The 19568-nt window shown below is 69.3% G+C and carries 19 protein-coding genes; 13 read left to right on the plus strand and 6 right to left on the minus strand.

The genetic code is table 11. The annotated features are described in order from the left end of the window. Positions 1-120: 120 nt before the first annotated feature. Both tssF and tssE read right to left on the minus strand, forming a co-directional pair. Positions 121-2001, minus strand: coding sequence for a type VI secretion system baseplate subunit TssF (gene tssF / locus ACZYRS_RS21140; protein ID WP_198784454.1), 1881 nt, complete (start codon positions 1999-2001; stop codon positions 121-123). 46 nt (positions 2002-2047) lie between these two features. Next, entirely contained in the window at positions 2048-2635 is a 588-nt protein-coding gene (tssE, locus tag ACZYRS_RS21145) for a type VI secretion system baseplate subunit TssE (protein WP_463420827.1), read from the minus strand. 464 nt (positions 2636-3099) lie between these two features. Between tssE and ACZYRS_RS21150 the strand changes: the two genes are divergently transcribed. The 3 genes from ACZYRS_RS21150 (at position 3100) to ACZYRS_RS21160 (ending at position 6395) form a co-directional block, all read left to right on the plus strand. Further along, positions 3100-4494 (plus strand): DUF2868 domain-containing protein, encoded by a 1395-nt coding sequence (locus ACZYRS_RS21150; RefSeq protein WP_463420828.1) that lies wholly within the window; start codon positions 3100-3102, stop codon positions 4492-4494. Then, complete coding sequence (locus ACZYRS_RS21155; RefSeq protein WP_463420829.1) at positions 4491-5930, plus strand: GTPase/DUF3482 domain-containing protein; 1440 nt, start codon at positions 4491-4493, stop codon at positions 5928-5930. Before ACZYRS_RS21150 ends, ACZYRS_RS21155 begins: the two co-directional genes overlap by 4 nt. A gap of 105 nt (positions 5931-6035) precedes the next feature. Beyond that, complete coding sequence (locus tag ACZYRS_RS21160) at positions 6036-6395, plus strand: hypothetical protein (protein ID WP_463420830.1); 360 nt, start codon at positions 6036-6038, stop codon at positions 6393-6395. 15 nt (positions 6396-6410) lie between these two features. On the opposite strand, the gene ACZYRS_RS21165 is transcribed toward ACZYRS_RS21160, so the two are convergent. Further along, positions 6411-7409: a sialic acid TRAP transporter substrate-binding protein SiaP gene (locus tag ACZYRS_RS21165; RefSeq protein WP_463420831.1), complete on the minus strand. Its 999-nt coding sequence runs from the start codon at positions 7407-7409 to the stop codon at positions 6411-6413. A gap of 223 nt (positions 7410-7632) precedes the next feature. On the opposite strand from ACZYRS_RS21165, the gene ACZYRS_RS21170 reads away from it, so the two are divergent. The 4 genes from ACZYRS_RS21170 to ACZYRS_RS21185 all read left to right on the plus strand — a co-directional run bounded on the left by ACZYRS_RS21170 (position 7633) and on the right by ACZYRS_RS21185 (position 11624). Continuing rightward, positions 7633-8208, plus strand: coding sequence for a hypothetical protein (locus ACZYRS_RS21170; protein ID WP_463420832.1), 576 nt, complete (start codon positions 7633-7635; stop codon positions 8206-8208). A gap of 10 nt (positions 8209-8218) precedes the next feature. Continuing rightward, positions 8219-8746, plus strand: coding sequence for an O-acetyl-ADP-ribose deacetylase (locus ACZYRS_RS21175; RefSeq protein ID WP_463420833.1), 528 nt, complete (start codon positions 8219-8221; stop codon positions 8744-8746). A 111-nt stretch (positions 8747-8857) separates the two neighbouring features. Continuing rightward, positions 8858-9853 (plus strand): Bug family tripartite tricarboxylate transporter substrate binding protein, encoded by a 996-nt coding sequence (locus tag ACZYRS_RS21180; protein WP_463420834.1) that lies wholly within the window; start codon positions 8858-8860, stop codon positions 9851-9853. A 16-nt stretch (positions 9854-9869) separates the two neighbouring features. Continuing rightward, positions 9870-11624, plus strand: a complete 1755-nt coding sequence (locus ACZYRS_RS21185) for an IlvD/Edd family dehydratase (RefSeq protein WP_463420835.1) — start codon at positions 9870-9872, stop codon at positions 11622-11624. Here ACZYRS_RS21185 and ACZYRS_RS21190 read toward each other — a convergent pair whose 3' ends face one another. Continuing rightward, positions 11625-12494 (minus strand): LysR family transcriptional regulator, encoded by an 870-nt coding sequence (locus ACZYRS_RS21190; RefSeq protein WP_463420836.1) that lies wholly within the window; start codon positions 12492-12494, stop codon positions 11625-11627. Between the two features lie 33 nt (positions 12495-12527). Then, positions 12528-13145 (minus strand): DJ-1/PfpI family protein, encoded by a 618-nt coding sequence (locus ACZYRS_RS21195; protein WP_463420837.1) that lies wholly within the window; start codon positions 13143-13145, stop codon positions 12528-12530. 61 nt (positions 13146-13206) lie between these two features. On the opposite strand from ACZYRS_RS21195, the gene ACZYRS_RS21200 reads away from it, so the two are divergent. The 3 genes from ACZYRS_RS21200 (at position 13207) to trhA (ending at position 16726) form a co-directional block, all read left to right on the plus strand. Next, positions 13207-14541 carry an aminotransferase-like domain-containing protein gene (locus ACZYRS_RS21200; RefSeq protein ID WP_463420838.1) on the plus strand — a complete coding sequence of 445 codons (1335 nt, stop codon included), beginning with the start codon at positions 13207-13209 and terminating at the stop codon, positions 14539-14541. 88 nt (positions 14542-14629) lie between these two features. Then, positions 14630-16069, plus strand: coding sequence for a glycerophosphodiester phosphodiesterase family protein (locus ACZYRS_RS21205; protein ID WP_463420839.1), 1440 nt, complete (start codon positions 14630-14632; stop codon positions 16067-16069). Between the two features lie 33 nt (positions 16070-16102). Next, entirely contained in the window at positions 16103-16726 is a 624-nt protein-coding gene (gene trhA / locus ACZYRS_RS21210) for a PAQR family membrane homeostasis protein TrhA (protein WP_463420840.1), read from the plus strand. Positions 16727-16744: 18 nt separating this feature from the next. Here the strand turns inward: trhA and bla are convergent, their stop codons facing one another. Beyond that, positions 16745-17629 (minus strand): class A beta-lactamase, encoded by an 885-nt coding sequence (gene bla, locus ACZYRS_RS21215; protein ID WP_463420841.1) that lies wholly within the window; start codon positions 17627-17629, stop codon positions 16745-16747. Between the two features lie 170 nt (positions 17630-17799). Here bla and ACZYRS_RS21220 point away from each other — a divergent pair, with 170 nt between their 5' ends. The 3 genes from ACZYRS_RS21220 to ACZYRS_RS21230 are packed head-to-tail and all read left to right on the plus strand — an operon-like array spanning position 17800 to position 19485. Continuing rightward, complete coding sequence (locus tag ACZYRS_RS21220) at positions 17800-18138, plus strand: ArsR/SmtB family transcription factor (RefSeq protein ID WP_198784472.1); 339 nt, start codon at positions 17800-17802, stop codon at positions 18136-18138. Between the two features lie 26 nt (positions 18139-18164). Then, positions 18165-18701, plus strand: a complete 537-nt coding sequence (locus ACZYRS_RS21225) for an SRPBCC family protein (RefSeq protein ID WP_463420842.1) — start codon at positions 18165-18167, stop codon at positions 18699-18701. Between the two features lie 40 nt (positions 18702-18741). Continuing rightward, positions 18742-19485: a glutamine amidotransferase gene (locus tag ACZYRS_RS21230; RefSeq protein WP_463420843.1), complete on the plus strand. Its 744-nt coding sequence runs from the start codon at positions 18742-18744 to the stop codon at positions 19483-19485. Positions 19486-19568 lie beyond the last annotated feature (83 nt).

Raw genomic sequence — 19568 nt, forward strand, 5'->3', positions numbered from 1 at the left:
GTCCTGACTCGAGTTGGCCGTCAATCCACAAAAACCGTTCGGGCTGAGCTTGTCGAAGCCTCGCGCGGCGCTTCGACAAGCTCAGCGTGAACGGTTTTATCTTTTCAAACGCACTAGGTATCAGACGATCCCGCGCCCGCCCATGCGCACGGGCCACCTGGCCACCGTGCCGCGCTGCATCGATTCGAGCGTCGTCTGCGTGAACACGTTGATGCTCACGTGCCGCGCGAGGTAGTGCTCCAGCACCACGCCCAGGAGGTACGGGCTCGTGCCCGAAAAGCCCTCTTCATCGACGCTCAGGGTGCACTGCACGCCGCGCCCGTAGATCAGCGGCCCCGAGCCCGGCAGCCGCCGCGTCACCGGCTCGATGCGCGAGCCCACGAGGCTGTCGATCTGCCGGCGCAGCACGTCGCTGTCGGCCGAGACGAACAGCCGCAGCATGTCGCGCAGCGCCTGCGCGCCCTCGCGGTGCGGCATGTCGGCCAGCGGCAGGTGGTTGAAGCCCAGCTGGCGAATCAGCCGCCATGCGATCTCGCGCTGCGCGAACGGCGACTTCGGCGTGCTCGGCGGGCGGATCAGGCCCACCGCCGACACCGGGATCGAGTCGGACACCGCCAGATCCGAATGCCCGTTGCGCGGCACCAGGCAGGGCAGGTCGCGGTTCGTGAGCATCGCCTTCACCGACAGGTAGCGCAGGCTCTCCGGATACGGCGCTTCGTGCTGGTCGACCAGCGAAAGAAACACCTCGGTGCCGATGTACGGCGTGCGCGTGCCGTACTTGCGCGCGGTGTCGGACACGAGCCGCGGCTCGCGGCGCACCGAGAAATAGCGGCCGTGGTTGCCCTCGTCTTCATTGAGCGTCTGGTAGAGCGGGCGGAACTCCATTTCGGCCGTGGTCTGCGCCTGCTGTCCCGCAATGCGCTGGACCGAATAGACCTCGAAGTCGAGCGGCCGCGAGCGGTCGGGCACCAGGTGGAACTCGGGCTGCGCCGCGTTGAGCTCGATGCGGTCGGTGCGCCGCTCGAAGAGGTTGACCACCGGCGTGCTGAAGAGCGCGAACTGCCCCGCATCGACCAGCGCGCCCAGCGGCCCCGGCGGCTTGCTCAGCAGCACGAGGATCTCGACCTCCTTGCCCTGCACGCGCGCAAGGCCCGGCGCCAGCTGGGTCAGCGTGAAGAAATAGAAGCGCTCGGGGCACGCGAAGTATTCGTGCAGCAGGTTGTGCCCATGGAAGGTGTTCCACGCGAGCGGCAGCAGCCCCTGCCCCGGCGCGAGTCCTTCGTGCACCAGCGCGCCGTCGGTCACCACATGCGGGCGCTCCATCAGCCTGCCCGGCTCGCCGACGAAGGTGGCGACCGCCGAGGTGTGCAGCAGCTCGAACAGGTGCGAGGCCACGTGCTCGTTGCCGCGCAGGTAGATGGGCAACCGGTCGAGCCCGACCAGCGCGCCGAAGCCCATCTCGCCCACGGTGCGCAGCTTCAGGCGCAGCGCGCCCGTCACCTGCACGTGCGGTGGCAGGTAGCGCTCCAGCGCGGGAATGTCGGGCGGCGCGCCGGTGAGCTTCGCATCGACGATCTCGATGGGCCACAGCGTCACGTCCTGGCTGGAGCGGAACTCGCAAGGCGTTTCCTCGCCCGCCGGCACGCGCGCATGGAAGGCCGTGCCGCGCGGCACCGCGAAGCCGCGCGTGAAGTCGCCCTCCTTCACGCTCGGGTGCAGTTGCGCCACCGCCATCGACGGCGTGGGGCTCAGGTAGTTGGGGTACAGCACTTCGAGCAGCCGCTGCGTGAAGCGCGGGAACTCCGCGTCCAGCTTGATCTGCATGCGTGCCGAGAGAAAGCTGAACGACTCGATGAGCCGCTCCACGTACGGGTCGGCCACCTCGATGCCGTGCATGCCCAGGCGCCTTGCGATCTTCGGGTGCGAGGCGGCGAACTCGCTCGCGGCCTCGCGCATGTAGACCAGCTCTTTGTTGTAGTAGTCGAGGAGTTGCGGGTCCATGGTGGCGTGTTTTCCCTGAATGAAGTCTGTTGTTGTGATGAAAGGATCAGCGCGCGGAAGAGATCACGCGCATGCGGTTGGTTTCCAGATCGACCGCGCTCTGCACCGTGAACGCCAGCGGGTAAGGGCTCAGGTGGATCAGCGCGCGGATCTCGAACAGCAGCACGTTGTAGTCACCGGCCGCGCCGCCCTCCTTCATGAGCGGCACGACCGTCACCGTCTCGGTGATCAGCCGCGGCTCGTAGTCCTGGATGGCGCGGCGGATGATGCGTTCGATGTCCGCCCACTTGCGCTCCGACAGGTAGCTTCCCGCGAGCGGCGGCACGCCGAAGTTGATGGTCGAGGACGCCGCCTCGGCATGGCGCGTGCGGTCGATCAGGTCTTCGGCGTTGGTGGTGTTGAGCAGGTAGGCCAGGTCGCGCTGCACGATGCCGCGCATCTGCGCGGGCGTTACCGCGTACTCGGCGGGCAGCTCGCTCTCGCGGCTCGGGGCCTCGTCGCGCAGGCGGTCGAACAGCGTGGGGAGGAGCTGCGCGTTGGGGTGCATGGCCGGGGCATCGGCCGGCCGGGGCGAACGGGCGCCGGGGTGCGCGGGGTGGGTGCCTGTGAAGGACGACTGCTCCGAAGGTCGCATGGCTGGGCCTTTCTGCTTTCTGCTTTCTGGAAGCGCCCGAGTCTTGCGTGGATGCGCGCCGCGCATTGCAAACAATGGTCACATCTGCCGGCGCGCGCTGACAAAGCCGCCCAAACCGGAGATTTGTCATGGCCGGTGCGCTTCGCGAGTCCTACAGCACCCGCCGCCTCCCGCCGACATCGGCCGCGGCGCCGAAGCCCGATCCTTGATTCATCCCAATCAACGAGGAGTCCTCGCGTGAATTCCATCATCTATATCGTCGGTCTGGTCGTGGTCGTTGTGGCCGTGTTGTCGTTCTTCGGCCTTCGCTGAGAACGCACCGCGCTTTTTTCGATCCGACATCCCTTCGAGAACGGGGCCGCATGCGGCCCCGTTTCTCATGGCCGCTCGCAAGGCGCCGGGCATAATTCCCGCGCCCCGGCACTCCGCGGGGCACGACCCGGCCACTTGCGAGAAGGACCCTGTTGATCAACACCGCGTTGCGCGAACCTGCCTTTCCGGATGCGGTGATCACCGAGGCGATCCGATGGACCGAAGAGCGCGGTCCGCTCGACGACGCAGAGGCCCTGCGCACCGCCGCCTCGCGTGCGAGCGACGGCCAAGCCCGCATCACCGAACGCGCCCTGCAGCTGGGCGAGCGCATCGGGCTCCAATCCGAAATGACGCGCGCACGCCAGTGGGCGCCCTGGGTGCTGCTCGCGCTGGTGGCGCTGATCGTCGTGGCGGGGCTGGGCCTCGCGGGCAATGTGGTGGGCGGTGGCGAGCGGCACATCAACGTGATCGTCGCGCTCGTGAGTCTGCTGGGCCTGCATGCGCTCACGCTGCTGCTGTGGCTTGCCGGCCTGTGGCTGCCGGCGGGCGCGTTCGGCACCGCGTCGCTCGGCTGGATCTGGCTGTCGCTCAGCGCGCGCGTGGCGGGCGGCAGGCGCGGCCAGGCACCGCTGCTGGTGCGCGCGACCACCGGTCTCCTGACACGCGCCCGGCTGCTGCCGTGGGCCTTCGGACTCGTGAGCCACGGCATCTGGTCGCTGTCGTTCGCCGTGGTGCTGGCCGCGATGCTGTTCGCGCTGGCCTTTCGCAGCTACACGCTGAGCTGGGAGACGACGATCCTCGATCCGGCCTTCTTCGTGCGCGCGGTGCAGGTGCTGGGCTGGGCGCCGTCGCAGCTGGGCTTTCCGGTGCCCGACGCGGCCACCGTGCTTTCCGCCTCGCCCGGCGCCGCAGGCCAGCGCACCTGGGCGATGTGGCTGACCGGCTGCATCGTGGTCTACGGCCTGTTGCCGCGGCTGGCGCTCGTGCTGTTGAGCGCCGCCGTCTGGCGCAGCCGCCGCAAGGCGCTGCAGCCCGACTGGAGCGAGCCCTACTACCGCAAGCTGCTCGCGCGCTTCGCCGCACTCGCGCCGGCCGCCATCGTCGATGCCGACCCGGGGCGCACGCGCGGCGCCGCGCCCGCCCGGCCGGCGCCCTCCGAACTGCAGGACGCGCTCTTCGTCATCGGCTTCGAGCTGCCGCCCGACATGCCCTGGCCGCCCGCAGCCCTGCCCGCCGATGCCACGCAAGTGCTGCGCATCGACGGCAGCGCCCCCGCCCGCCGCGCGCTGCTCGACCAGTTGGCATTGGCCCGTCCGCGCGCCGTGCTGCTGGTGTGCCACGCCGCATCGAGCCCCGACCGCGGCACCGAACGGTTCCTGCGCGAAGTGCTCGCGCATTGCGGCGAATGCCGGCTCTGGCTGGCCAGCGCGACCAGCGACGATGCGATCACCCGCTGGACCGACTGGCTGCGCGACACCGGCCTCGAACGCATAGCGGCCAGCGACCGGCTCGACACCGCCTTGCAGGCGCTGGACCCCACGCCATGACGCAAGAAGCCGCCATCCGCATCGCCGTCGTCGGGCACACCAACGCGGGCAAGACCTCGCTGCTGCGCACGCTCACGCGGCGCGTCGACTTCGGCGAGGTGTCGCAGCGCCCGGGCACCACGCGCCATGTCGAATCAGCCGATCTCGACGTGAACGGCGCGGCCGCCGTGCGCTTCTTCGACACGCCGGGCCTGGAAGACGCGATGGCGCTGCGCGAGCACCTCGCGGGCTTCGACGCAGGGGCCACGCCGCCCGAGCGCATCCGCCAGTTCCTGCAGGGACCCGAAGCCCACGGCGTGTTCGAGCAGGAGGCCAAGGTGCTGCGCACGATGCTCGACATCGACGCGGCCTTTCTGGTCATCGACGTGCGCGAGCCGGTGCTGCCGAAATTCCGCGACGAGATCGAGCTGCTCAACGCCTGCGCGCGCCCCGTGCTGCCGGTGCTCAATTTCGTGCGCGATGCGGCCAGCCGCGAGCCCGCGTGGAAAGAGCTGCTCTCGGCCTACGGCCTGCACGTGCAGGTGCGCTTCGATGCAGCGGCGCCTTTCGTCGGCGCCGAGCGCGACCTCTACAACGACCTCGCCACGCTGCTGCGCGAGCGCCGTGACCAGTTGCGGGGCGTGGCCGATTTTCTCGATGGCGAAGCCGCCGAGCGCCGCCGGTCCGCCTGCACGCGCATCGCCGGGTTGCTGGTCGATGCGGCGGCGATCCGCCGCACCGTGTCGGCCACCGAATTCGCCGACACGGCGCGGCGCGAAGCCCTCGTCGCCGCCCTTCGCAAGACCGTGTTCGACAAGGCCCAGCGCTGCACCGACGACCTGCTCGCGCTCTACGGGTTTCGCCAGGGCGATGCCGACGAGGCGCCGCTGCAGGCGATCGAAGGCCGCTGGACGCTCGACTTCTTCAGCCCCGAAGCGATGAAGGACGCGGGCCTGCGCCTGGGCAAGGGCGCCGTCATCGGCGCCGCGGTGGGCGTGGTGGCCGACCTCGCGGTGGCGGGCATTTCGCTCGGCGCGGGCGCGGCATTGGGCGGCGCCATCGGCGGCGCGGTGTCGCAAGGCTGGGGGCCGCTGGGCCGCAAGCTCGCGAACAAGCTGCGCGACGTGCACGAGGTCACGGTGGAAGACGGCGTGCTGTTCACGCTGGTGGCCTGGCAGCTCAAGCTCACGCAGGCGCTGGAGCAGCGCGGGCATGCGGCGACGCAGCGCATCAGCGCCCAGGCCTCCGGAATGCCCGAGGACGGCGACGCGCCCACGCGCGCCGCGGCCGCCGCGGCAGCCGCGGCAGTCGCGGTGCGCGGCGCGCAGCCCGCGCGCAACCATCCCGAATGGGAACAGAGCGGCATCGCGACGCGCAGCTTCTGGCGCCCCTCGCCGCAGCGCGAGACGCTGGTGGCCGATCTGTCGCGCGCCCTGCTCCCCGCCTTCCAGCCCTGACGCCGCGCTTGGCTTGCAGCCGGCGTTGGCCGGCTCCTACGCACCGGCCGCGCCAAACGGCCCAGCGTTCCGACGATGTTCACCGGCACATCGAAAGGAAACCCCATGGCCGTCGAATGCAAGCTCCTGTCCACCCCGCTCGTCGGGCGCATCTGGGAAGGCCGCACGCCGATTGCGCGCGCGGACGAGTACCTGCGCTACAGCGTCGAGCACGGCATCGCGGAGATCGCGAAGAAGCCCGACTGCCTCGGCGTGCAGTACTTTCGCAAGCTCAACGGCAACGTGGCGGAATTCCGCACCGTGTCGTTCTGGCGCTCGATCGACGAGATGCAGGCGATGCACGCCAGGCGCGGCGGCGATCCGCTGCGCGTGGCGCCGCTCGCGCGCGATGAGGAGTTTCTGCTGGAGCTGCCCGAATACGTCGACATCGTCGAGGTGCATGTCAATTCGTTCGGAAACCGTTGAGGCGGAGAAGACCGATCAGTTCGCCCCGCCGAGCGCCTGCAGCTTCGCGTAATCACCCGGCCGCGCGCCGAACTGCTCGGGCGTCGAGCGCTTGGCGATGCGCTCCAGGAACGCCTGCCGGTTGACCGGCGAGACGGTCATGCCCTTGCCGCGCAGGAACTGCTCGTCTTCCAGCTCGCCGGCGATCACGCCGACGTTGGTCCACTTGGCCGTTTCCACGAGCGTCTTCTCGACCATCGCCTGCTGCTGCGGCGTGAGCTTTGCCCATGCCGCCTTGCCGATGACGATGCCCAGCGTGTCGTAGATGTGGCCGGTCAGCTGCACGTATTTCTGCACCTCGTAGAGGCGCTTGTCCTTCACCGTGCCGAGCGGGTTCTCTTGCGCTTCGACCTCGCCCTTCTTGAGCGAGCCGTAGAGGCTCATGAAGGGCAGCGTGATGGGCTTGGCGTCCAGCGCGGTGGCGAAGAGCTGGTAGGCCGAGGCATCGGGCACATAGAGGCGCAGGTCGCGAAAGTCCTCGGGCTTGAGCAATGGCTTGCTCGACGTGACCTGCCGCGCGCCGTAGTACACCGGCGCCACCATGTGGTTGCCGCTCTTCTCGTCGTAGCCCTTCATCAGTTCCGCGAGCAGCGGGCTCGCGAGGTACTTGCGCATGTGGGCGAGGTCCTTGAAGGCGAAGGGGTAGCTCCCGAGCCGCAGCGGCGGATAGCCCTCGGCCAGCGTGGCCTGCCCGACGTAGGCGATCTGCATGGAATCGTTGGCGAGCATCAGCGCGAAATCGCCCTCCTGCCCCAGCTTGGACGAGGGCACCACCTCGATCTTGATCTTGCCCTCGGACTGCTCGCCGATCTTGCGCGCCGCCAGCTCCGCCTGCTGGTGAAAGATGCTGCCGGGCTCGAAGACATGGCCCCACTTGAATTGCAGCACCTGGGCCTGGGCGGCCGCGCTCGCGACGACGCCACCCAGCGCGATCAGCAGGACGCCAGCCCGGCGCCACGGCAAGAAGCTTTTCATGAACTCTCTCTCCCTCGGTTTGAGAAGGTCAACACAGTGCAAATTGCGCGCCAGAGCACCGGTCGGCCACCGCGGAAAAATCCCGGCGAACGGATCGTAAGGATTTGAAACAAAGGTGGTAATCGGGTTTGCCCGACTGCTGCATGCCGCCAAGCCCAGGTCGCCGCCGCATTTAGGATGCGTGCCTCGCACACGCAGAACCGCACAACCACCAGCGACCGCCATGCAGATCACCCAGGGAATTCTTCGCCGGCTCCTGATGGCCGTCATCGCGCTGCTGCTCCAGCCCGCGGCCATGGCACAGCCGCAGAGCACCTACCTGTCCGTGGCCCGGCAGGGCGATGCCTATGTGCTCACCGTGCCGGCCAGCAAGCTGAGTCTTGCGATCCCTTCGCGCGGCCTCAACCAGATCAACCCGAACGCGGGCGGCGCCACGCAGAGCCCGAGGTATTTCTATTTCTCCGACGAGGCCCGCAGCCTGACCATCTCGGGCTGGTTCGAGCCGGCCGTCCAGTACCACGGCCTGGAGTTCACCTGGCAGGGCGATCAGGTCGATTGGAAAAGAATCGGCCTCCCGGCGCCGACCGATGTCTCGTTCGACAAGGTGGATGACTGGGAGGTGGTGCTCTACGAACAACCGACGTCGGCCATCTCCAACTCGCACATCCGGGCTCACCTGGTCCGCGCGGGCACCTGGATCGACGTGCACATTTCCATCGCGACCCAAGGAGCGGGCAAATCGAACCGCCAGGCGGCGACCGCGTTTCTCAAGACGCTTGCCGTGTCGCAACGCGAGTGACCGCCGCGCCATGACCCTCTTGCTGCGCGCGCTCCGCGCCGACATCACCACCCTGCAGGTCGACGCCATCGTCAACGCCGCCAACTCCTCGCTGCTCGGCGGCGGCGGCGTGGATGGCGCGATCCATCGCGCGGCCGGGCCGGACCTCGTGCACGAATGCCGCCTGCTCGGTGGCTGCAAGACGGGCGACGCCAAGCTGACCAAGGGCTACCGCCTGCCGGCCAAATTCATCATTCATACGGTCGGGCCGGTGTGGCGCGGCGGCACTTCGGGCGAACCCGAGTTGCTCGCGTCCTGCTATCGCCGCGCGATGGCGATTGCAGAAGCGCAGGGGGTGCAAAGCATCGCCTTCCCGAGCATCAGCACCGGCATCTACGGCTACCCGATCGAACTGGCGGCGAAGACCGCCGTTGCCACGGTGCGTGCCGCGGCGAAGGAGGCACCGTCCGTGCGCGAGGTCGTCTTCTGCTGCTTCTCGCCCGCCGACCTGGCGGTGTACGAAGCGGCCCTCGGCGATACGGGCGCGCCCGGCGGCTAGCTTCCACCGCACACGCAAGAATCTTTATCTTGTGTCCTTGCCCCAGCCGCTTCAACGCACACGCCCCACGGGCAACACTGCGCACCGAGAGCGAACTGGAGACAACACAAGATGAAAGCCCCCCGATTCCCGCGCCGCCGGGCGCTGCAGGCGTGCCTGGCCGCAGCCCTCGCGGCATGCGCCCCGGCCGTGCTGGCCGCTTACCCCGACAAGCCCGTGAAGCTCGTGATCCCCTACCCACCCGGCGGCGCCACCGACGTGATCGGGCGCATCGTCGCGCTCAAGCTCGGCGAGCAGTTGGGCCAGCAGGTGGTGGTGGACAACCGCGGCGGCGCGGGCGGCAACATCGGCGCCGAGGCGGTGGCGCGTGCGCCGGCCGACGGCTACACGCTGCTGATGGGCGCGCTGACCTCGCACGCGACCATGGCGACGCTGGAGAAAGGGCGCCTGCGCTACGACCTCACGAAGGACTTCGCGCCGGTGATGGTCGTGGGCTCCGTGCCGCTGGTGATCGTGGTGAATCCGCAGGTGCCCGCCACGACGCTGAAGGAATTCATCGCCTACGCCAAGGCCAACCCCGACAAGCTGAATTACGCCTCCTCGGGCGCGGGCTCGCCGCAGCGCATGGCGGCCGAACTCTTCCAGCGCGAGGCCGGCATCCGCATGACGCACATCGCCTACAAGGGCAGCGGCCCCGCGATGACCGACATGGTCGCCGGGCAGGTCAACACGATGGTCGAGACCGCGCCGGCCTCCCTACCCTTCATCACCGCGAACAAGCTGCGCGCGCTGGCCGTTGCCACGCCGCAGCGCATCTCGATGCTGCCCGACGTGCCCTCGGCGATAGAGGCCGGCGTGCCGAACCTGGAGGTGAGCTCCACCTTCGGCGTGCTCGCGCCGGCGGGCACGCCCGCGGCCGTCGTCGCGCGGCTGAACGAGGCGCTCGCCAAGGTCGTGCAGTCGCCCGAGGCCAAGGAGATGCTGCTCAAGCAGGGCGTGTATGCGGCGCCGCCCACCACGCCCGCGCACTCGGCCGCGCAGATCCAGGCTGAGGTGGCGCGCTGGAAAAAAGTGATCACCGAGTCCAATATCAAGTCCGACGAATAACCCCCCACGACCACCCATGCCAGATTCCCCTTTCGAGCCCGACGACAACGCCCCCGACAGCAACGCAGGCATGCGCAAGGGCCTGACCAGCTACGGCGACCGCGGCTTCTCGCTCTTCTTGCGCAAGGCCTTCATCAAGGGCGCGGGCTTCACCGACGCGGCGCTGGACCGCCCCGTGATCGGCATCGCCAACACCGGCAGCGCCTACAACCCGTGCCACGGCAATGCGCCGCAGCTCATCGAAGCGGTCAAGCGCGGCGTGATGCTCGCGGGCGGTTTGCCGATGGACTTTCCGACCATCTCGGTGCACGAGAGCTTCGCCGCGCCGACCAGCATGTACCTGCGCAACCTGATGTCGATGGACACCGAAGAGATGGTGCGCGCGCAGCCCATGGACGCCGTCGTGCTCATCGGCGGCTGCGACAAGACCGTGCCCGCGCAGTTGATGGGGGCGGCCTCGGCGGGGCTGCCCTCGATCCAGCTCATCACCGGCTCGATGCTCACCGGCAGCCACCGCGGCGAGCGCGTGGGCGCCTGCACCGACTGCCGCCGCTACTGGGGCAAGTACCGCGCGGGCGAGATCGACATCGAGGAAACCGCCGACGTCAACAACCAGCTGGTGGCCAGCGTGGGCACCTGCTCGGTGATGGGCACGGCCAGCACCATGGCCTGCATCGCCGAGGCGCTGGGCATGACAATGCCCGGCGGCGCATCCCCACCGGCCGTGACGGCCGACCGCATCCGCATCGCGGAGCAGACCGGCGCGCAGGCGGTGCAGATCGCGCGCGACCGGCTCACCATCGACAAGGTGCTCACGCCCGCCGCCTTCGAGAACGCGATGCGCGTGCTGCTGGCCATCGGCGGCTCGACCAACGGCATCGTGCACCTGGCGGCCATCGCGGGGCGCATGGGCCTGGACATCGACCTGCACGCGCTCGACCGCATGGGCCGCGAGACGCCGGTGCTGCTCGACCTGAAGCCCTCGGGCCAGCACTACATGGAAGACTTCCACGCCGCGGGCGGCATGGCGACGCTGCTGCGCGAATTGAAGCCGCTGCTGCACCTGGACGCGCTCACGGTCACCGGCCGCACGCTCGGCGAAGAAATCGAACGCGCCGGCCCGGGCTTCAAGCAGGACGTGGTGCGGCCCGCGAGCCAGCCGATCTATCCGCAGGGCGGCATCGCGGTGCTGTGGGGCAACCTCGCGCCGGGCGGCGCGATCATCAAGCAGTCGGCGGCCGACGCGAAGCTCATGGAGCACGAAGGCCGCGCGGTGGTGTTCGAGAACGCCGAGGACCTCGTGACGCGCATCGACAGCGACGACCTGGACGTGACGGCCGACGACGTGCTGGTGCTCAAGAACATCGGCCCCAAAGGCGCACCGGGCATGCCCGAGGCGGGCTACATCCCCATTCCGCGCAAGCTCGCGCGGGCGGGCGTGAAAGACATCGTGCGCATCTCCGACGGCCGCATGAGCGGCACGGCCTTCGGCACCATCGTGCTGCACGTGACGCCCGAGTCGGCCATCGGCGGGCCGCTGGCGTATGTGCAGAGCGGCGACCGCATCCGGCTCAGCGTCGCGAATCGCGAGATTTCGCTGCTGGTGTCCGACGAGGAACTTGCGCGCCGCGCGAAGGAAACGGTGGTGATCGAGCCGACCGCCGACCGCGGCTACAAGAAGCTCTTCCTGCAGACGGTGATGCAGGCGGACAAGGGCGTGGACTTCGATTTCCTGCGCGCGCCGAACACCGTCGGCAAGGTGCCGCGCTGACTAACCGAAGACGGCTCGCGCCTCCGCAAGCAGCGCCTGTGCGAGCGCCGCGCGCGGCCCCTGCGCCGCCCAGATGAGGCCCACGCGCCGCACCGGCGCACGCTCGGGCAACGGCACGCGCGCGATCTGCATGCCGGCGCGCCACATCGGCGCCCAGTCGGGCAGCAGCGCCACGCCCAGGCCGCGCCCCACGAGCGCGGCGACGGCCATGAGGCTGTCGATTTCCAGCCGCTGCCGCACGCGGATGCCATGGTCGCGCAGGTACCGGTCGGCGAGCTGTCCGCCCAGCACCGAGCGGTCGTAGCGGATGAAGGGCTCGGCGGCCAGCAGTTCGTGCGCCGCGCGGTGCGCCATGGCCTCGGGCGCCACCACCACCAGCGGCTCCTCCAGCAGCGTCTCGAAGCTGCAGCCCTTGCCCACGGCGAACTGCGGCTCGACCACGATGGCCGCATCGAGCGCGCCGTTCGCCACCTGCCGGCACAGTTCCACCGAACTGCCGGGCGCCACGAACACCGAGAGATCGGGAAAGCGCGCGTAGAGGCGTTCGAGCACCGGCGGCAGCACGCCGGTGAGCGCCGAGATGAACACGCCCAGCCGCAGCTCACCGAGCGAGACGCCGCCGCTGGTGGCAGCGCGCAGGTCGCGCACGTCGCGCAGCACGTTGCGCGCGCGCTCGAGCATCTTCAGGCCCGCCTCGGTCGGACGCACCGAGCGGCCGGCGCGCTGCACCAGCGGCACGCCGATGTCGTCTTCGAGCGCCTTCACGCGCGCGGCGATCGCGGCGGGCGTGAGGTCGAGCCGCCGCGCGGCCTCGGCCATCGAGCCCAGTTCGACCACGGCGACGAAGCTCTGCAGGTATCGCGTATCCATGCGCGCGAATGTACGCGCCGGGCGGCTCTGGCCTCAGGCGGCGAGGGGCGCGACTTCCAGGAACGGCGTGATGTTGCGCATCGCGCGCTCCACGTAGTCTTCCTTTTCTCCGACGGGCGCCACGTAGTGCATCGCACTGCGGGCCTCTTCGACGCCCGCGAGGCGGGCAATGACCCACGCTGCAAGGTACTGCGACGCGAGGCAACCGCCGGCAGTCGCGACGTTGCCATTCGCGACGAAGGGCTGGTTCAGCACGGCAACGCCGGCGGCTTCGACCCACGGCTTGGTCGTCAGGTCCGTGCACGCCGGAACGCCGTTGAGCAAACCCAGCTTGGCCAGCACCAGCGCGCCGGAGCACTGCGCGCCCAGCAGTTGCCGCGACGGATCGAGCTGCAGCTGCGCCATCAAGCCCGCATCGGCGACCACCTCGCGCGTCTGCATGCCGCTGCCGACGATGACCGCATCGGCCTCGCCGGCTTCGCGAAGGGACGCCTGCGATTCGAGCACCACGCCGTTCATCGACCGCACGCGCGCGGTGGGACTGGCGATCGACACGCGCCAGCCCGGCGTCTTGATGCGGTTGAGGATGCCCAGCGCGATGAGCGAGTCGAGCTCGTTGAAGCCTTCGAAGGTGAGGATGGCGATGTGCATGGGCCGCATCGTAGACAGGGCGATCAATACAATCAAGAAATTGTCATGGATACATTGCCGCATGCCTCAAGCCCGCTACAAGCAGTTGGTCGATGCGCTCGCCGCGCAGATTCGCGACGGCAGCCTGCCGCCGGGCACGCGCCTGCCGACCGTTCGCAAGCTCGCGGCGCAGCAGAGCCTGGCGCTCGTCACCGCAGGCCGCGTCTACGCGGAGCTGCAGGCGATGGGCCTCGTGAGCGGCGAGACCGGCCGCGGCACCTTCGTGCGCGAGAGCCTCTTGCCTCGGGGCCTGGGCATCGACCAGCATGCCGCGGCCTCGGGCATGGTCGACCTGAACTTCAACTACCCGTCCCTGCCGGGCCAGGCCGAGATGCTGCGCGCGGGCCTGCGGCAGCTCGCCGCCTCCGGTGACCTGGAGGCGCTGCTGCGCTACCAGCCGCACGGCGGTCGCCCGCATGAACGCGCCATCGTCGCCGGCCATCTCGCATCGCGCGGCCTCGCCGTGAATGCGGACCAGGTGATGCTCGTGAGCGGCGCGCAGCACGGGCTTGCCACGACGGTCATGGCGCTGCTGCAGCCGGGCGACGTGGTCGCGGCCGATGCGCTGACGTATCCGGGCTTCAAGGTGCTGGCCGAAGCGCACCGCCTGGAGCTGGCGCCGATCCCCGCCTCCGGCCACGGCCCCGATCTCGATGCGCTGGAGCGCCTCTGCAAGAGCCGCCGCGTGCGCGCCCTCTACACGATGCCCACGCTGCACAACCCGCTCGGCTGGGTAATGAGCGCGAGCCGGCGGCGGCAGCTGGTGGCGATCGCCCGGCGGCATGGCCTCCTCATCATCGAGGACGCGGCCTACGCCTTTCTCGCGGAGGACGCGCCAGTGCCGCTCGCCGCGCTGGCGCCGGAATCGACGGTCTACATCTCGGGGATTTCCAAGAGCATCGCGACCGGGCTGCGCGTCGGCTTCGTCGCCGCGCCCACCGCGTGGGTGGCCGGCATCGAGCGCGCGATCCGCGCCACCACCTGGAACACGCCCAGCGTGATGACGGCCATCGCCTGCGGCTGGCTCGAGGACGGCACCGTCACCCGCCTGGAGGCCGAGAAGCGCGGCGATGCGATGGCGCGGCAGGCGATTGCGGCCGGCGTCTTCGCCGGCATGCGGTGCGTGCGCCATCCGTCGTCGTACTTCGTGTGGCTGCCGCTCGCGGAAGAGGTGCGCGCGGACCAGGTGGCCACGGCGCTCATGCGCGACGGGATCTCGGTGTCGACGGCCGAACCGTTCGCGACCTCCGCCCAGGTGCCGCATGCCATTCGCCTCGCGCTGGGGTCGGTCGGCCTGGACACGCTGCACGGCGCGCTCGCGCAGGTCCGCCGCACGATCGACGCATACCCCCTCTGAGGCGCGAGCCTCTGGCGGTCACCGTGCCGTCACGGGCCAAACCTAGCATCCGCCGGCCTTCGTCCCTACAAAACATCCGAAAACCAACATGACAAAGAACGTTCCTGCGCCTGCTCCCCGTCCGCTGCGCGCGGCCCTCGTCGCCCTGGGCGGCAGCCTCGTGATCGCAGCCTGCGGGGGCGGCGGCAACGACGGCCCGGTGTTCCCGATCATCCCGCCGGCGCCCGCACCCGCGCCTGCGCCCGCCCCGGCACCGCAGCCCTCGCCGCTGGGCACGCTCGACGGTTCCGTGCCCCTGGTCATCGGCCACCGCGGCCTGCCGGGCCTGTTCCCCGAAGAGACGCAAAAGGCCTACGAGGCCGCGGCCGATGCCGGCGCCGATTCGCTGGAGACCGACCTGCACCTCACCAAGGACTGCGTGCTCGTCGCGCGCCACAACCCCTGGCTGAGCGACAACACGAACGTGGCCGACGTCGCCAAGACCAACCCCACCGTGGCCGGCCGCAAGCGCACCGTGCCCGGCGTGCTGGTCGATGTGAAGTACCCGCCCGTGGCCGACAACGGCCCGCCGCAATACCTGAGCGACCTGACCGATCCGAAGGACCCGAAGTCGGTGCTCAAGTCGCTCATCGTCGACGGCGAGGACCACACCAACGACTGGTCCATCACCGACTTCACGATGGCCGAGCTCAAGCAGTGGATCGCCGGCACCACCTACGACGCCGCCGACCAGCGGCCCACCGAGCTCAACGGCAAGCTGCCGATCCTGAGCTTCCAGGAAGTGATCGACATCGCCAAGGCCAAGTCCAAGTCGACCGGCCGCGCGCTCACCATCTACCCGGAAACCAAGAACCCGATCTGGAACAACGCACAGGCCATCGCCAACGGCTGCGGCGTCGCCGGCAGCCATCCGCTGGAAGACGCGCTCCTGAAGATCATGGCCGCCAACGACCTCAACCGGAAGGACGCGCCGATCTTCGTGCAGAGCTTCGAGCCCGAGAGCCTGAAGTACCTGCGCACGGCCGGCCTGAAGGCCCGCGCGGTGCAGCTGGTGGACGGCAACGCCATCGACTTCAAGACCGGCGAGATGATCTACGTCACCAACGACGTCTACACCTTCGTCGATGGCCGCCCCTACAGCTGGACGCTGGCCGGCAACCCCAAGTGGTTCGGCGAGATGCTCACGCCCGCGGGCCTGGCCGAGGTGAAGACCTACGCCGACGGCATCGGCCCCTGGAAGCCGCAGGTCATGGCGCACACCATCGTGCCGTTCAAGGACAAGGGCACGCTCGCCGACGTGAACACCATCAAGCCCACCGCGCTCATCGCCGACGCGCACAAGGCCGGCCTCATCGTGCACAGCTACACCTTCCGCAACGAGGCCAAGTACCTCGCGGGCGTGTTCAAGGGCGACCCGGTGGCCGAGTACCTCGCGTACTTCCGCGCGGGCATCGACGGCGTGTTCTCGGACTTCGCGAACACCGCCTTCGCCGCGCGCCAGGCGTACCTGAAGGAAACCGGCCGGTAAGGGTCAGGGCCGGTAACAGACAGCAGGCGGCGCATGTATCCAGGCGAACGACTCAACGGATACAGCCACCTGCTCGGGCTCGTGCTCGCGCTGCCCGCGGCCGCCCTGCTGCTCGCCAAGACCGTGCCCACCGGCGACCCCGCGCGCATCGCGGGCGCGCTGGTGTTCTCGCTCTCGGCCGTGGCGCTGTATGCGGCCTCGACGCTGTTCCACAGCACGCGCGGGCGCTTCAAGCGCATGTGGGAGCGCGCCGATCACTGCGCGATCTACCTGCTGATCGCGGGCACGTACACGCCCTTTGCGCTCGTCACGCTGCAGGGCTTCTGGGGCTGGCTGCTGCTTGGGACGATCTGGGGCGCCGCGTTCTACGGCATCTGGCGCGAGCTCCAACCACCCAAGACCGATGCGCCGCAGAAACCGCCGCTCGCGCTCTACATCGGCATGGGCTGGCTCGGTGTGCTGGCCGCCGTGCCGCTCGCGGCGCGGCTCGAAGGCGGCGGGCTCGCGTGGCTCCTGATCGGCGGCGTGCTGTACACCGCCGGCACCGTGTTCTATCGCAACAGTTTCGGGCTGCGGCATGCGCACGGGGCGTGGCATCTGTTCGTGCTGGCGGGGACGGCGAGCCACTATGTGGCGGTGGGGTGGTTTGTGCTGTAGATGGGGTCCAGGCGCGACTCAGGCCAGCGCCCCCACCGCAATCCGCGTCGCCGACGCCACCACATCGTTGCGCCCCTTCGCATCCTTCTCCGGAAACGTCAGGTACACCGCCAGCACCAGTGGCGCACCCGCTGGTGGCCAGAGCACGCCGACGTCGTTGTTCGTGCCGTAGGAGCCCGCGCCGGTCTTGTCGCCGACCTTCCATCCCGCCGGCACGCCCGCGATGAATCGCTCCTTGCTGGTGGTGTTGCCCAGCAGCCAAGTCTTGAGCTGTTCGCGCTGCGAGGTGCCGAGCGCGTTGCCCAGCACCAGCCGCTGGACGCTGGCCGCCATGGCCGCGGGCGTGGTGGTGTCGCGCAGGTCGCCGGGGATGGCGGTGTTGAGTTCGGTCTCCCAGCGGTCGAGCCTGAAGGCATCGTCACCGGAAGAACGCGCGAACGCCGTCACCGCGGGCGGGCCGCCCAGGATCTTCATGAGCAGGTTGGCCGCGGCGTTGTCGCTGTACTGGATCGTGGCGGCGCACAGGTCGGCCACCGTCATGCCGGCCGCGACGTTCTTCTCGGTGATGGGCGAGTTGGGGATGATGTCGCCCTTGCTGTAGTTGACGCGCCGCGCGAGCAGGCCGCCCTCCTTCGCGCTGCGGTCCAGGACGGCCGCGGCCAGCATGAGCTTGAAGGTGCTGCAGAACGGAAAGCGCTCGTCCGCGCGATGCTGCACGCGCGCGCCGGTGGCGGTGTTGAAGCCGACGACGCCGAGCCGGCCGCCCGATGCGCTTTCGAGCGCGGCCAGTTGCGCCGACGCATCCTGCTGCGCGCCCTTGGCGGACCATGCGGTGCAAGCGCTCGCGAGCGGAAGAACGGAAGCGGCGAGCAACAGGGTGCGGCGATGTACGAGAGGATTCATGGGTTGTGTGGCAAGTGAATGGAACGAGCCCTCATCGTAGGAGCGCCTTCGCGCAGGCCCAAGCGCGCCGCGGCGTGTGGGCGTCTCGCGTGTATCGGGTGTAACGGCCCCGGCTTTTATATTCAACCTTGTGGTTGAATAATTTCCGGAATCCATCTATATTCAACTTCATGGTTGAACTAGATGACGAACGGCTCGACGCCGTGTTCCAGGCCCTGGCCGACAGCACGCGCCGCACCATGCTGCAACTGCTGGCCCAGGGCGACTGCAGCGTGGGCGAACTCGGCGCGCCGTTCCACATGTCCTTCGCGGGCGCCTCCAAGCACGTCAAGACGCTGGAGCGCGCGGGCCTGGTCTCGCGCACCGTGCTCGGCCGGGCACATGTCTGCCGGCTCGAGCCGGCGGCGCTGGCCACGGCCGATGCATGGCTGCGCCACTACGAAGGCTTCTGGAACACCCATCTCGACGCGCTTGCAGAGGAACTGCGGCGCGACACATCCGGCAAGTGAACGAATCTCTCAAGGAGCGCGACCTCATGACACTCAAGCACAGCCTCGGCACATTGATCGAACCCGCCACCCTGCGCGTGGAGCGCACCCTGCCCGCGCCCGTGGAGCGCGTGTGGGCCTACCTCGTCGACCCCGAGAAGCGCAGGACCTGGCTGGCCGGCGGCTCCATGGCCGCGGCGCCGGGCGGCGTGTTCGAACTGCGCTTCCAGCACACCGAACTCTCCGGCGAAGAAGCACCCGAGCACTACGCGGCCTACCGCAAGACGCACATCCAGAAGTCGCGCGTGGTGCGCATCGAGCCACCCAAACTGCTGACGATCAGCTGGGGCAGCGAGAGCGACACGGCTTCCGAAGTCACCTTCGAACTCACCCCGAACGGCGACGGCACGCAGCTCGTGCTCACGCACCGGCGCCTGCCCGACCGCAAGGAAACGGTGAGCGTCTCCAGCGGCTGGCATGCGCACCTGGACGTGCTCGACGATGTGCTGCACGGGCGCAAGCCGCATGGGTTCTGGACGAACCTGCAGGAAACCGAGAAGGCCTACGAAGCCGGCATTCCCTGAGCATCCGCTTGCGCATTTCGCCTGCGGCATGATCCCGGGCATGGACAACCACAGCCCTCTTCCGCTCGTCATCGTCAAGCTCGGCGACACCCATGCCACGCTGCGCGAACGCCGCGGCGATTTCGAACACTGGATTGCCGACGGCCTCGACGCGCAGACCCTGCCGCTTCTCGTGATCGATCCACGCCGCGGCGACACGCTGCCCGCACCGGATGCGGTGTCGGGCGCGGTGATCACCGGCTCGCATGCGATGGTGTCGCACCGCGAGCCCTGGAGCGAGCGCACCGCCGAATGGCTCGCACGGCTCGTGGCGCAGAACACGCCGGTGCTCGGCATCTGCTACGGCCACCAGCTGCTCGCCCACGCGCTGGGCGGCGAAGCAGGTGACCATCCGCAAGGCATCGAGATCGGCACGGTGACCGTCACGCTCGACGAAGCCGCCGCCACCGATGCGCTGCTGCAGGGCCTGCCGGCCGAATTCCCGGCCCACGTGGTGCACCTGCAGACCGCGCTGCGCCTGCCCGAAGGCGCGGTGCGCCTCGCCGGCAACGCACACGAGCCGGTGCAGGCCTTTCGCGTCGGCGACAGCGCCTGGGGCGTGCAGTTCCACCCCGAATTCGATGCCGAGACGATGCGCGGCTACATCGACATGCTGGCCGGCGACCTGAAGGCCGGCGGCGCCGACCCGGCCGCGCTGCGCGACGGCGTGAGCGACACCGGCACGGCCGCCGCGCTGCTCGGCCGCTTCGCCCGGATCGTCGAGGCGCGCCAAGCCGGCGGCTGAGCGGCGCAAGCGGGCCACAGACGCCCACAGACGCCTTCACCGCGTCGGAGCGCGACTACAAGAAGGGGCCCGCGCTTGGGTTA

Source organism: Variovorax sp. AC194, from assembly GCF_979257995.1.